This window comes from Chryseobacterium sp. WG23 (assembly GCF_024586575.1).
Classification (GTDB): domain Bacteria; phylum Bacteroidota; class Bacteroidia; order Flavobacteriales; family Weeksellaceae; genus Chryseobacterium.
In genome coordinates, this window is sequence record NZ_JALCZE010000011.1 from 1 (window position 1) to 14,233 (window position 14,233).

Consider the following 14,233-nt stretch of genomic DNA (forward strand, 5'->3'; position numbering starts at 1 on the left):
AAGAAAATCTTCTCTAAATGGCATAAATGCTTCATTCAACTGTCCCTCTTCCAGACATTTTACCCTATAAAAATATCAGGCTGCGCAAAAAAACCGTCACCTTTCCGTAAAGTTTTAACCACTCCATCAACGGTAACCAATTTAATTTTATCTTCGATAAAATCTTTGCGTCTTAAAGCATTATTAAAATTTAAAAAAACTTTGCGCCTTTGCGATTAACCAACATTCCATATTAAGAATTAAGAAAATCTTCTCTAAACGGCGTAAAAGCATCAATCAGCTGTCCTTCTTCCAGACATTTTACCCCGTGAAAAATATTGGGCTGCGCGAAAAAACCGTCACCTTTCTGTAAAATTTTCACTTCTCCATCAACAGTTACTTCAAATTGCCCTGAAGCAACATAAGTGATTTGCGAATGAAAATGCTGATGCAAAGCTCCGATGGCATCTTTTTCAAACTTTACAATGACCATCATCACCTGGGAATTGTACCCAACAAACTGTCGGGAAACTCCTTCTCCTAAATCTTCCCACTCGGAATTGCCGTCGAAGAATGGTTCTTTTTTAAATTTCATTTTGTATGTTTTGATTTATTATTTGATTAAAATTTTACGTCCAATTTTCCGTAGGAATCTAAACTATGTTTTTAACTGTTGAGATTCCACGCTACACTTCGTTTCGCTCTGAATGACAAACAGACCGTTAAATGTTTTTTCATTTAAACTATTTGATATACTTTTCCAAGCCAATTTTCAAACTCTTTAAATCCTTCAAAGCCAGTTTTGCAACAGTTTCTGCACCCAGTTTTGATAAATGAGTATCATCATCTTTTCCTTTCGGATAATACGGGTTTTCACCCTCTGCAAAATGAAGATGCAGTTTTTTTGAATTTTCCGGACCATAAGAAATTTCCATCTGTTCTGTTAGCAATTGCATATCCACAAACGGAACTTTCAGATCAGTAGCAACCATTCTCACCACTAATGGATATTCTTTATGAGTGTCAACCAAAACACCGTTTTCAGTGAAATTTCTTCTTACAATAGAAGTCATCAGAATCGGAATAGCTCCTTTTGCTCTGGTTTCATTGACATATCTTTCTAAATTAGCTCTGTATTGAGTATAAGGATTGGTGAATTTTGTAGAATCCTTCAATTTTTGATCGTTATGACCAAACTGAATAACCACAAAATCTCCCTTTTTAAGCTGTTTTTCCACTTTATCCCATCGTCCTTCTGTCCTGAAACTTTTTGAGCTTCTGCCGTTCATCGCATGATTCTGAACTTCAATTCCTGTTGTTAGAAATTGAGATAAAACCTGTCCCCAACCGTGCTCAGGGTTTTTATCGGGGTTTTCCTTATTGGCCATGGTAGAATCGCCGATTAAGAATAATGTTGATTTTTGTGCAAATACTATTATTGATAAAAATAAAAATAGTAATGTTAATTTTTTGTTCATTGTAAATTTGATTTTTGTTAATTCTTTTGTCTTAAAACAAAAGAATCAAAAGTTCAAGACTTGGAAACTTCCGCTAAAAATGAGTTCTGTTCTCTAAAAATTCTAAAACTCGCGCGGGTTGAATATTTCTGTTTTATTTCAATAGTTATCCCGCGCTTCAGACAGTAGAATTTTTTTAACGTTCACAGAGCTAATTTTCTTAACGCTCCATTTTCCTATGTCGGTTTTATTATGGTTATAATTACTTATCACCGATTACTTATTACTTGTTTGGATTCCAGTCATCAAAAATCTTTTCCAAAGTATAATTTTTCAAATCTTTTTTCGTCAATTGATGCGACCAGCTTACCCGTTTTGAAGTGTTTCCACCTTCACCTTTACTTCCGAATTCTGCATAATAAGCGGTTTTTTCTTTATCAGGAAACATTTTATCGCCTTTCCACGGATTCCAGCCTTCCGGAAGAATATGCTTTCCCATTTCCGTATTGATGAAAACGGTCTTTGCATAAGGTCTCCAGGGTCTACCCAAATAGACCTTTGTGATGCCTTCTTTGGCGGTTAATGTACAGTCGAAAAAGACAAAGCCGTACAGTCTGTCGGCTTCCGTTGCGGCGGCTGTAATATAAGAATCGGCTAAACTTTTAATGGTGCAGTTTTTAAAAACAACCGTTGCCTGACCGAAAATAAAATCCGTCGTTCCTTCAATATAACAGTTTTCAAAATATTGCCTGCTGTGATTGGTTGCAGAATAAATCGTGTCCTGACAACCCAGAATATTCGAATTTTTAATCACAAAACGGTCACCTTCCACATGAAGAGAAACTGCCTGTCCTTCGTTGCACGAGCTGTTTTTAATTGTTACATTGCTAATTTTTATATCATCACCCATTACCAGTAAAGTGTAAGAATTGAATGTTGTCATTTTTTCATTAAACGGATCAATTTTTCCTGAAAAATCGTTGTTGGTGATAATTGTATTGTCTTTATTTTCGCCTTCTAACGTGATTTTATGTTTTGAAGAAGGGATTGTGATTTTTTCGTTATAGGTTCCGGCTTTAATAAAAACCAAAGCTTCCGCAGCTCCCAAATCTCTTATAGAATTGATCGCTTTCTGAATCGATGTAAAATCTCCGCTTCCGTCTTTGGCAACGGTAATTCTAACGTACGGATCATTTCCTGCTAAGAGAAAATTAGCAATCGAAATAAATAGAATTAAGAATATTTTTTTCATAAACTGATTTATTATTTTTTAACGCAAAGTTTGTTTTTCTTTATATTTATTTTTAGTGAGCTAAGATGAAATCAATAAATTGATTTTGATTAAGCGGGCGTTTTAGCCATAAGCTTCATCAGTGACTTGTCGCTTTCTTTGCCCCTTAAAATATTCATTGCATTAAATTAATCTTTGGGTTAAATCATAATTAAATTACTTCAAAACTTTATTTAAAAAATCAACAGTATAATTCAATGTTTCTGTAAACCAGGGTTCTGCACTCCAAAATGAATGCGGAGAACCTTTAATTTTATGAAATTCAGTCGGAATATTATAACTCTTCAATTTCTTCATCATATCGTCCCGACCTGCATGGAAACGGGGCTGAGAACTGTTAATGAAAAGGGTAGGAGGCGTGCTTTTATCCACATATTCCAAAGGGGAAGCTTCTGTCCAGTTTTTTAAATTGATATTTCTATCACCACCCAGCCAATAGGAAGCGTAAGTACTTTCTTCAGCTTCGGGATGAATAAAGGAAACAATTCCGTCAATATTGATGATTGCCTTTATTTTATTCTTTGACTTTACGCCAACCAAAGTGGCGATCTGAGCACCCGCAGATTCTCCTAAAACCACCATTTTATTTTGATCTAAAGAATATTTTTTTCTGTTTTTCATTAACCAATTAATAGCTTCTTCAATATCTTCAACTCCGGCAGGATATTTTGCAACATCAGCCAACCGATACCCAACTGCGATGGCGACATAACCTTTTGAAGCCAATTCCATGGCCATGAATTTTTCATTTTCCTTGCTTCCGGAAATCCAGCCACCGCCATGAACCATTGCAATTCCGGGATGCTTTTTGGATTTATCAAGAGGATAATAGAGGTCTGCTTTCAAAGAAATTCCGTTGATGTTTGCATATTCTACATCTTTATCAATTTTGATATTTTGCGGAACCGGCCGATCAATCGGAGTAATAAAAGTGTGTTTTTTCTTTAGTTTCTCGTAAGTTGCTTCGTTGGTGTAAGGAGTTGCATTCGGCCGTTGAATCTGGCCGAATGCTATTGTTCCTCCCATTAAAAAAATAGAAATATAAGTATGCTTTTTGTTAAAAATCATTCGCTTGTGGAATTTTTTTAATACTATTTTTATTTTGAGTTGTTGGAAAATCGCAAAGACGCAAAGTTTTTTAATCATAAAGATGCTTTTAAGGCGCAAGAAAACCAAAGATTTTCAGTAAGTTCTAAGTGTTAAATTTTATCGAAGATAAAATCCTTGCGCCTTAAAAACGCAAAGTTTGTAAACTTCCTTGCGCCTTTGCGATACCAACTATTTAACTGAATTTTTCGCTACTTCCGTTGCAAGAGAAAATGCATCTTTATCATCTGCCACTTCCTTCGGTAACAATATGGATCCGGATTTATTTCCTAAAATCTTAACGAGTGGCTTATTTTGAGATTCAAATTTCACCGTTGAAAGATTGATGTTTTTGCTGTTGTAAACCGTAGCTCCGGTTCCTTCAGCATATTTTAATTTAACATTTTTTAATTGAACTCCGTCTGCATCTACGATTGTTAGAGCCTTTTTCGTGTCAAACTGAGAGTCTTCAATCACAATATTTTTAAGGTTCATTTCTGCTAAACCGAACAAAGTGATCGCTTCATAAGAATTAACAGCATTGATGTTTTTAAAGAAAATATTTCTGAAAATCGGAGTTTCCTCTGTTATGGGATAAACCTTTTCCGGTGCTTTGTTGCCTTCTCTTTTTTGTCCGTCTTCCAAAACCGGGGAAGCGCCTTCATAAAACATATTGAAGCCAATTACCTGTGTTGGAATATTAATCATATCGATGTTTTTGATGTAAATATTTTCAACGATTCCGCCTCTTCCGCGAGTTGTTTTGAAACGTAAACCGATGTCTGTTCCTATAAAAGTACAATCGGAAACGTGGATATTTCTCGCTCCACCGGACATTTCGCTTCCTATGACAAAACCTCCGTGACCGTGATAGACAACATTGTTTTTAATGATGACATTTTCTGTCGGCATATTTCTTTTTCTGCCATCTTTATCTTTTCCTGATTTAATGCAAATCGCGTCGTCACCAACGTCAAAGGTGTTATCGTAAATCAAAACATTTTTGCAGGATTCCAGATCTACACCGTCACCATTTTGAGAAAACCACGGATTTCGAACGGTAAGATTTCTTAAAATAACATTAGAACACATCAGTGGGTGAAGATTCCACGCGGGAGAATTCTGAAAAGTAGGACCGTCTAACAGAACTTTGTCACAACCCACCAAACTTACCATTACCGGACGAAGAAAATCTTTAACCGATTTTAGCTCTTCCTTAGAAATTTTATCAGGAACGTTGAAACTCGAACTGCTTTCAAATCCTTTTTTATAACTTTCTGAAGGATACCAGGTTTTACCGTCTGAAGATAAAATTCCGCCGGATTTTACAATCTCTTTCCATTCAGATTCTGCCATTTTGCTTTTCTTGATGGCTCTCCACGCATCACCGCTTCCGTCAATCACCCCTTTTCCTGTGATCGCAATATTGGTTGCGTTTCTTGCTGAAATAGGTGATTGACAACGGATTGTATTTAATCCTTCAAAACTTACATCAACCAAAGGATAATCGTTTTTGTCTTTGCTAAATATGATCAATGCACCTTCTTCTACATGGAGATTGATGTTGCTTTTCAACTCGATTGGTCCTGTTAACCACATTCCGCGGGGAACAACCAATTTTCCGCCTCCTTTTTTAGAAAGATCATCGATTGCTTTTTTAAAAGCTTCTGTATTTTTTACATTTCCGCCTGCAACTCCACCAAATTGTGTGATAGAAACCGTGTTTGCAGGAAAAGAAGTTTCCGCAACCTGGGGCATTTTAAACTCAATATTTTTATAAATATCCAGATTTTGAGCATATATGTGTTCTGAAAACAGCATAACTGCTACTAAACCAATAACTTTAAGTGACTTCTTCATTTTATTTTTGTTGAGTTTTAATTAATTTTTTAAATTCCTGATAAACAATTGCTGCCACGACTTTTGCACCTTCCGGCTGGAAATGAGTGTTATCTTTTTGACCTTTCGGATACGCTTCATACACATTCTCCGGAAGATTCATGAAGTAATGGTTTGTAGTAAAATCCTGTCCTTTTTTCGTAAAATAGTCCATCGATAATTTGTTTAAATCGATGTACGGAACATTCATTTCTTTAGCAATATCAATTGGAGCTTGCCCATATTCTCCGTGTACATTTTCGAGTTTTCCGTCTTTCCATGGGTAATTTCTGGCAACAGGTGTCAGAATAATTGGATTTCCACCTTTTTGCCTTGTTTGGGTTACAAATAACCTTAAAAATTCTTTATAACCTTCAATGTTTACATATCGCTCCGTATGTTTTTCAGAGCCGTCATTATGACCAAACTGCATGAAAACATAATCATTCGGCTGCAAATGTTCATATACATATCTCCATCTTCCTTCCTGGAAAAAAGTTCGCGTACTTCTTCCGCCATGGGCTCTGTCGATAATGGCAACAGAATCTGTTGTAATTGCAGGTTTTAAAGAAGCCAAACTGTCTTTCACAAAAAACGGCTGAAAAACCTGTCCCCATCCTGTAATTGGATACCGGACTTTCATATAATCTTTTCCGGGTTCATAATTTCCCGTATAATCCGCCATAGTAGAGTCGCCGATAAGATAAATATGCGTGACTTTTTTATTGTGTTTTGCCGTTGACTTTTGTGTCTGAGTTTGTGCCTGACATGCAGACAACAGCAAAACGACGTAAAATGAAATAATATTAAATTTTCTTTTCATTATTAATATATCTTGTTGGTTATCGCAAAGGCGCAAAATTTTTAATCTTAATTATGTTTTAAGGCGCAAGAAAATCAGAGATTTTCAGCAAATTTTACAGTGTTAAATTTTATCGAAGATAAAATCCTTGCGTCTTAACGCATGTGCCTTAAATTTTCTTTGCGTCTTTGCGATTCACCAACTGTAATTCTAGTTTTTAGTAATTCTAAACCAATCAAAATCTGCATATCCGCCACGTGGAACTTTTGCTGTGCTTATGCTGTATAAGCCAACTTTAGCACCGATCCATTTCCCGGGTTTTGCCTGAAATACATCACCCACTTTTGTGAAATTTTTCCCGTTTTCACTGTAGCTGAATTGGCATAAACCATTCGGTTCGTTCACATTTACTTTTAAATAAGCTTCATTGCCTTTTAATTTTGTTTCAGATAAAACCTTTTCTTCACCGCCTTTATCCGCTTTTTCGGCTCTTCTTAACTGTAAATAAAATCCGTCCGGTTTGTTGGTAATTACGATGGATTCATGATCTAATCCCATCACCAAAAGGCCTGCTGTTTTTCCTTCTTTGGCATCTTCCGGAATTAATTTAACCTTTGTGGAAGCTGCAAAATTAGGAGCAGGGAATTTTTGAGTTAATAAATTCGGGACATTCCACAGATTTTTCTCGCCTTCAGGAACTTTCATCGAGAATAATCTTAAAAATTTCTGTCCGGGAAGTTTTGAAGACCAGACGATATTTTCATTCGCGCTCCATTGCCACTGAATTCCTAATTTTTCACCATCAAATTCATCTGTTTCTGGCGGAGTAACGATGGGGTAGGATTGCCTAACGTTTGGCTTTTTATAGCTTAAAACCGGTTCACCGATTCCGTTTTTATTAAGATCGATTCCTATGATTGGCCAGTCTTTTTCCCATTTCATTGGCTGAAGATGAACGATTCTTCCATAGGCATCAACATCCTGGAAATGGTAAAACCAATCTTCACCTGAAGGTGTATCAACCCAAGCTCCCTGGTGAGGTCCGTTGATTTTCGTCGAACCTTGCTCGAGTACAACTTTTTCTTCGTAAGGACCATAAATATTCTTTGATCTCAGCACCAATTGCCATCCTGTAGCGACTCCGCCTGCAGGTGCAAAAATGTAGTAATAACCGTTTCTTTTATACATTTTAGGGCCTTCAACGGTTGGATGTGCATCATGACCATCGAAAACATGAACTCCTTTATCCAGGACTTTTGTGCCTTCGGGATTCATTTTATTAATCGAAAGTAAACTTTTCACGCCTGCGCGACTTCCCGCCCAACCATGAACTAAATACGCATTTCCATCATCGTCCCAAAACGGGCAGGAATCGATCAACCCTTTTCCTTCCATTACCAAAACAGGCTTTTCCCAGGTTCCCAGCGGATCTTTGGTTTTCACCATGTAAATTCCGAAATCGGGATCACCCCAATAAATATAAAATTCACCTTTGTGGAATCGGATACTCGGTGCCCAAACGCCGTCACCTCTTTTTGGCGTTGAAAAATGTTCGTTGGGAAGAACATCCGGAAGCGCATAATTCACTAATTTCCAGTTGACCATATCTTTTGAATGAAGAATAGGCAATCCCGGAGCTTCATTGAAACTTGAAGCGGTCATATAATAATCTTCACCGACACGAATCGCGTCCGGATCGGAATAATCTGCGTATAGCACAGGGTTTCTATAATTTTTTCCCTGATCGGCTGTCCATACTTCAGAAACATAGTTTTTTTCCTGTGCATTCAAATAATTTGATGCAACAGAAAAGACTGTGATTGAAAGTATATTTAAAATATTTTTTGTCTTCATTAAATCAGATTCATTTTATTTCGTTTTAGTAAATTTTAACGCAAAGAGCGCAAAGATTTTTTTGCAAATAATGCTGTTGATTTTAAGTTCGCAAAGGCGTTCTACTTAGCAAAAGGTGAGTATTTTATCCTTTATTTTTCAAATTCTAAACTTGCCAAAATGAAAGGTCCTGTTCCTTTGGCATCGTTGGAACGAATTTCTTCATTTACATAATATTCGTATGAGCCATCTCTGTAAGGTTTACCGCCTAAACCTGCGACAGCACAGCATTTATTTAAGTTTACGACTCCGTTTTCATCAACGGTAATTAAATTTTTGATGATGCCGTCGTATCCTTTTTTAGCAGCAGTTTTATAAGATGTTGGTAAATATCCTTTGTTTACAGACTTTATCATTGTGTAAACAAACATTGCTGAAGCAGTTGCTTCTTCATAATTACCATTTGCCAATGGCTTATCCAAAACCTGATACCAAAGTCCGCTTTTCTTGTCCTGAACCTTGATGATGGCATCGGTGTAAGATTTTATGTAAGAAATTAATCTTGCCCTTCCCGGATGATTTTGTGGTAAATAATCCAGCACATCCACCATTGCCATTCCGTACCAACCCATTGCTCTCCCCCAGAAATTCGGGGAAAGTCCGGTTTCTTTATTTGCCCAGGCCTGTTCTTTGCTTTCATCCCAGGCGTGATATAACAAGCCCGTTTTTTTGTCTAAAAGATTTTTTTGAACCGAATCGAACTGGAAAACAATATCATCATACGCTTTTGTAGCTTCTGCACCTTTTACAAAATCCTTTGTGTAATGCGTGTAGAACGGCATTCCCATGTAGAGGCCATCCAGCCATACCTGGTACGGATATATTTTTTTATGCCAGAAAGACCCTTCTTTAGTTTTTGGCTGCCCGTCAATTTGTAAACGAAGAGTTTGAAGAGCTTTCAGGTATTTTTCTTTTTTCTCTTTTTCGTAAAGGTATAAAAGAACATTTCCGCTGTTCAGAAGATCGATATTGTACTTCTCCATGTCGTAGGTAAGGATTGTACCGTCTTCTTTTACCAGTTTTTCTCCGAAATCACTGATGTAGTTGTAATATTCTTTTTTACCGGTTTTCGCGTATAATTGTTCAGCGGCATCCAATACAATCGCTGATGGATAGGTCCATTTGGGACTTTTGCTGAAATCAAGCATCCAGGATTCCGGGAAACGATGCATTTCGGAAAGGAGCATTCTTTCAGACCATTTCAGATTGGTTGGAACAATTTTTCCGGATTTTGAAGTTTCTGTTGCAGGTTTTGAAGTGTTTGCAGGTTTTGTTTGCGCGCAGGCCAAAAACATTCCTGAACCTAAAGCTGCAAATGCCAATAATTTTATGTTGTGATTAATGAAATTCATTTTTTTAAACTTTAAAGTTGATTATTTTTATCTAAAATGTTCAGTTTTTATCTAAATTTTGGTAGATGATTTTCGTTGAATTTAATAAAGAATTTCATGGTTATTAGTTTTGTTTTTCAGTTATTATGGTAACAAGATCATTAAAATAAACTTCAATATTGTCGTAGTCTTCGTCTAAATCTCTTCCGTTGGCGTTGGCCACTTTTGGATTTAATTGATGCTTAATTTCCCATTCATCAGGTATTCCGTCGTTGTCTGAATCGGGTAGGGGCTTTCCCGGGTTTAAGTTTGGAAAGCCGCCGACATCATTTTGTGAATCGATGATGCCGTTGGTGCTTCCTTTTGAACCTTTGTAGGTGAAACTTCCGTTTTCGACATCTTTTAACACATGGAGATCAACAGCATCTCTCACTAAACTTGCTCCCCCGATCTGTAAAATTTTCTCATACGCTTCTTTCGCAGAATGGGTGATGACATTGCTCTGAATATCATGTGGCTGATTGAGCTTTATGAAACTTTTATCCTTATCTGTCAAATTATAAGCTTTCATCTGACCGAAAACACCTTCCGTCCAGTTATCCTTCGTGATTTCCGGGTTTCCTTCTATAACATTTCCGTTGATGTAATATTTCCCCCAAATGTTATACACTTCAGCTTCCGGTTTTCCGTTTTTATCGATGGCAACAATTCTCTGTTTTGTGGTGGTTGCAGGTCCCGGTTTGTAGTAATTATTGACGATATTCACGTTCATTCCTTCACCGCCGTACACATTGTTATGTCCCCAATTGTAGATCACATTATTCCTGAAATCGGTAAGATCGGTCAATGCAAATTTACTTCCTGCATATTCCCCTAATCTGGGATTTCTGCTGTCATGGTGAGCGTACATATTATGATGAAAAGACGCAAATTTTCCGCCTGCAATTCCGCCGTAACCGTGAGGACCTTTCTTATGGAAAGAATTTCTCAAACTTTCTGCAATTACGCACCATTGAAGCGTTGTGTTTTCATTAACATAAATAGAAACCGTCTCGTCCGTAGACCAGCTCATCGAGCAATGATCGACCATCAGATTTTTGATAAATCTTGCGCCCAAAGCATCGCCCTGATATTTTTTCTGATCCCCCATTCTGAATCTCATGTAACGTATAACCACATTGTCTGCTGCTATAAAAGTTTCATAATTGGCAACAGTAATTCCGTCTCCGGGAGCGGTTTGTCCGGCAATGGTGACGTTGCCTTCTTTTATCCTTAACGGTGATTCTAAGTAAATCGTTCCACCGGTTTTAAAAATAATATATCTCGGTCCTTTCTGATTTAAAGCATATCTTAAAGTACCTTCGGAACCGTCATCGCCTAATTTTGTCACGAAATAAACCTTTCCGCCACGACCGCCTGTTGTAAATCTTCCGAAGCCTTCAGCACCGGGAAAACTTAAACCGTTTTGAGCTTCAACAAAAGCCAAACTTCCGCATAAAATCCCTATCGTCATTATTTTTGTGAAGTGTTTTATCATGATTGAAAATTCTTTAGCGTTTTGCTGTTTTGATTTAAATTATTTTAAACTCTTTTTCGGATTCCAGTTGTCGTTTCCTTTAAGGATATTTTGTGTGGTATACTTTTTACTTTCTTCTTTATTTAATTGATGTGACCATGACACTCTTTTTACGGTATTCGCGCCTGTTCCTTTTGAATTAAATTCTCCATAAAAAGTTGTCTTTTCAGCATCGGGTTTGCTCCAATTGTGCCATCCTTCGGGTTTTATGCTTGAATTCATTTCGCAATCGATGTACACTGTCTTTGCAAAAGGCCTCCAGGGTCTTCCTAAATAGACTGAATTTTCTTTCGCATTTCCAATGATTTTTGAATTGATAAAGACGAAGCCAAATTCGCTTTCCTGTGGGGTAGAAGCGGCTGTGACGTAGCTTGCGCTTTCTTTAGAATAGACCGTGCAGTTTTCAAAAACAGCTGTTCCGGCTCCGAAAATATAATCGGTTGTACCTTCGATATAGCAGTTTTTAAAGTAATTTCTTGAAGGTTTTGTTTTATCTGTTAAATCCTGAGCTCCTTTTAAATACAAAGTATCCTGATTTCCTAAGAATCTGCAGTTTTCAAAAGAGATTCTATCACCTGAAGTCAATACAGCAACGGCCTGTCCTACTTTTCCTGAACTGTTTTCAAACGTAATGTTTTTTGCCGTAAAGTCGTTTGAGTAAATAAAAACCGTTGAAGAACCTGTGGTGCCGATATCTTTGCCTTCTGGATTCTTTTTTGATGCGAAATCATCGTAAGTAATAATTGTATTTTCGGGATGTTCTCCTTCTATCAAAATGGTTCCTTTTGTTTCGGGAACGGTGATTTTTTCTTTGTAAACTCCGGCTTTAATTAAAATTTTAGTTCTTGTTCCAAAACCATTTTCAATGGCATCGATAGCCTGTTGTACTGTGGTATAGCTGCCTTTTCCGTCTTTTGAAACCACGATTATTTTATCTTTGGTTTTAAAAGAAAGAAGACTTAACAATACGATTGAAAAAATTGAAAATGTTTTAAAATTTTTAATAAAAGTGGAAGTTTTCATTACATAAATTTTGAGTTAAAATACAGACTTCTCTTTGTGGGAGGAAGCCTGTATTTCTTTGATATGAATGTGAAATTTTTTATCTAATACCCATAATCTTGTGTAAGATTGTAGTTGGAATTAACTACATCTAATGCGATTGGAAGCAATTCTTTTCTGTTTGGCTGGAAATAATAGGCATAGCTCTTTACAGGATCACCACTGATATACGGCTGTGTCATGGCAAGCCTCCAGTTTACCTTTGTGTACCCGGAAGGTGTTGCCACACTTTGATTCGGATTATAGAAAACATCAGCCTTTGTAATTCCATTGGCCGTATAAAAGTCGATATCCAATACATTTTGCTGTGCTGTTTTTGTAGGTGTGTACGCTACTTTTTTATAGAAAATATATTCAGGGACATTGGCATAAGCTCCTGTACCGTTCATAAACTGCGTAAGCTTCTCTCTGGTTTCGTTAATTTTGGTTTCTAACAAATTCCAACGGATCAGGTCATATTTTCTAAGTCCTTCTCCACCAAATTCCAACTGTCTTTCTTTAACAATAAAATTAAAGAATTCGTTTTTAGTCGTTGGGATTGTTCCCACCTGACCCAAATTACCGGCATAAGCTCTCTGTCTAACAGCTAAAACAGCACTGATTGCATCTTGTGACGGTCCGCTGTGAAGCTCGTTATCTGCTTCTGCAAACATTAATAAAATATCAGAATATCTTAATAACGGCCAGTCGATCCCCAGGTTTTGAGACGTTCCTGTAATAGACGTCCATGATTTTCTGAACTTACCGTCATTCCAGTTGATTGCTGTCTGAAGTTCCTGCTGTTTTGTAGTATTTACTCTGAATATGGCAATATTAACGTCTCTTCTTAGATCATATTTTGTAAATTCATAAAAATAGACGGGGATTGCACTGATTCCTCCTGAAGATTTCCAATCTGTATCATCGTGTCGTAAACCGTTGTAATAACCAATTTTACTATCTGTTCTGGAATTTCCTCCGAACGCTCCGATAGCATATATTACCTCATTTGTTGCATCCTGGCTGTTGGTATGCAAAGATCTGAACAGGTTTTCATAACTTGGGTTGAGCTGATGCTGCCCGGAGTTAATGATATCTTTACATTCATCATAGGCAATCTGATAATATTTTTGAGGATTGGTTCCCTGCATCATTTGCTGTGGGCTTCTTCTTAACGAATATCCTGCTCTTGCCAAAGCTATTCTTGCTCTCAGACCTTTTACAGCTCCTTTTGAGATTCTTTGCGAGGTTGTATTACCTTCTGATTTCCACGGAACAAAATTTTCTGCTTTTAATAGATCATCAAGTATTTTATCATAAATGACATCCCTGTCTGTTTTTGCAAGGTATAGATTAGGAAGATCAGCAGATGGAAGCTCCTGAAATGGCACATCTCCCCAGTTTTTTATAAGATCATGATAAAAATGAGCTCTTAGTGTTAAAGCTTCACCCAAATATCTGTCCATTAATTTTTTATCAGCCTCTGAACCTGTCTGGTATACGGGAGAAAGCGGAATGTTTTTAATGACAAGATTAGCTCTTTCGATACCGGCATAGGTATCTAAAAAAGGTCTTAAAAGCTCAGTATTTGTGGGAATAGCCCCGAAGCAGCTTACACCTCTTCTGTCGTTGGCATTATAATCACCTGAAGTTCTTAAATCATCACCTGATTGCGCTAAAATAAGGTTCATTCTCTGGCCATAAGTGTTATCACCCATCGTACTGTTGTATACACCCACTAATGCAGAGAATGTATCTGAAACAGAATCAAATTGCTGTTTTTCTACGGTATTGGATAAACTTTCTACTTCCAGATAATCTTCACATGAAGCGACGGACAGTAATCCTGCAACGGAAAATAGAATTGTTAAAAATTTATTTTTATTCATAATATTAGGT

12 protein-coding genes are annotated in these 14,233 nt (G+C 36.9%); 1 reads left to right on the forward strand and 11 read right to left on the reverse strand.

What is annotated here, in order from left to right; all coding sequences use genetic code 11:
• On the forward strand, window positions 1-219 hold a 219-nt coding region (locus MP477_RS16795; protein WP_257191273.1), incomplete at its 5' end, for a hypothetical protein.
• 13 nt (window positions 220-232) lie between these two features.
• Here the strand turns inward: MP477_RS16795 and MP477_RS16800 are convergent.
• The 11 genes from MP477_RS16800 to MP477_RS16850 all read right to left on the reverse strand — a co-directional run bounded on the left by MP477_RS16800 (window position 233) and on the right by MP477_RS16850 (window position 14,223).
• Window positions 233-574, reverse strand: coding sequence for a cupin domain-containing protein (locus tag MP477_RS16800; protein WP_257191274.1), 342 nt, complete (start codon window positions 572-574; stop codon window positions 233-235).
• Between the two features lie 148 nt (window positions 575-722).
• Entirely contained in the window at window positions 723-1,457 is a 735-nt protein-coding gene (locus tag MP477_RS16805; protein ID WP_257191275.1) for a rhamnogalacturonan acetylesterase, read from the reverse strand.
• Window positions 1,458-1,719: 262 nt separating this feature from the next.
• Window positions 1,720-2,688 (reverse strand): pectinesterase family protein, encoded by a 969-nt coding sequence (locus tag MP477_RS16810; protein WP_257191276.1) that lies wholly within the window; start codon window positions 2,686-2,688, stop codon window positions 1,720-1,722.
• Between the two features lie 195 nt (window positions 2,689-2,883).
• The gene (locus tag MP477_RS16815; protein ID WP_257191277.1) at window positions 2,884-3,795 is read right to left on the reverse strand and encodes an alpha/beta hydrolase; all 912 of its coding nucleotides are present in this window, start codon (window positions 3,793-3,795) and stop codon (window positions 2,884-2,886) included.
• 210 nt (window positions 3,796-4,005) lie between these two features.
• Window positions 4,006-5,673: a glycoside hydrolase family 28 protein gene (locus MP477_RS16820; RefSeq protein ID WP_257191278.1), complete on the reverse strand. Its 1,668-nt coding sequence runs from the start codon at window positions 5,671-5,673 to the stop codon at window positions 4,006-4,008.
• A gap of 1 nt (window position 5,674) precedes the next feature.
• Window positions 5,675-6,514, reverse strand: a complete 840-nt coding sequence (locus MP477_RS16825; protein ID WP_257191279.1) for a rhamnogalacturonan acetylesterase — start codon at window positions 6,512-6,514, stop codon at window positions 5,675-5,677.
• A 189-nt stretch (window positions 6,515-6,703) separates the two neighbouring features.
• Window positions 6,704-8,347 carry a glycoside hydrolase 43 family protein gene (locus MP477_RS16830; RefSeq protein WP_257191280.1) on the reverse strand — a complete coding sequence of 548 codons (1,644 nt, stop codon included), beginning with the start codon at window positions 8,345-8,347 and terminating at the stop codon, window positions 6,704-6,706.
• Between the two features lie 131 nt (window positions 8,348-8,478).
• Window positions 8,479-9,738, reverse strand: a complete 1,260-nt coding sequence (locus MP477_RS16835; RefSeq protein ID WP_257191281.1) for a glycoside hydrolase family 105 protein — start codon at window positions 9,736-9,738, stop codon at window positions 8,479-8,481.
• Between the two features lie 103 nt (window positions 9,739-9,841).
• Window positions 9,842-11,254 carry a polysaccharide lyase family 1 protein gene (locus MP477_RS16840; protein WP_257191282.1) on the reverse strand — a complete coding sequence of 471 codons (1,413 nt, stop codon included), beginning with the start codon at window positions 11,252-11,254 and terminating at the stop codon, window positions 9,842-9,844.
• A gap of 39 nt (window positions 11,255-11,293) precedes the next feature.
• On the reverse strand, window positions 11,294-12,316 hold the full coding sequence (locus tag MP477_RS16845; RefSeq protein WP_257191283.1) for a pectinesterase family protein: 1,023 nt from the start codon (window positions 12,314-12,316) through the stop codon (window positions 11,294-11,296).
• An 83-nt stretch (window positions 12,317-12,399) separates the two neighbouring features.
• Entirely contained in the window at window positions 12,400-14,223 is a 1,824-nt protein-coding gene (locus tag MP477_RS16850) for a RagB/SusD family nutrient uptake outer membrane protein (protein ID WP_257191284.1), read from the reverse strand.
• Window positions 14,224-14,233: the final 10 nt, after the last annotated feature.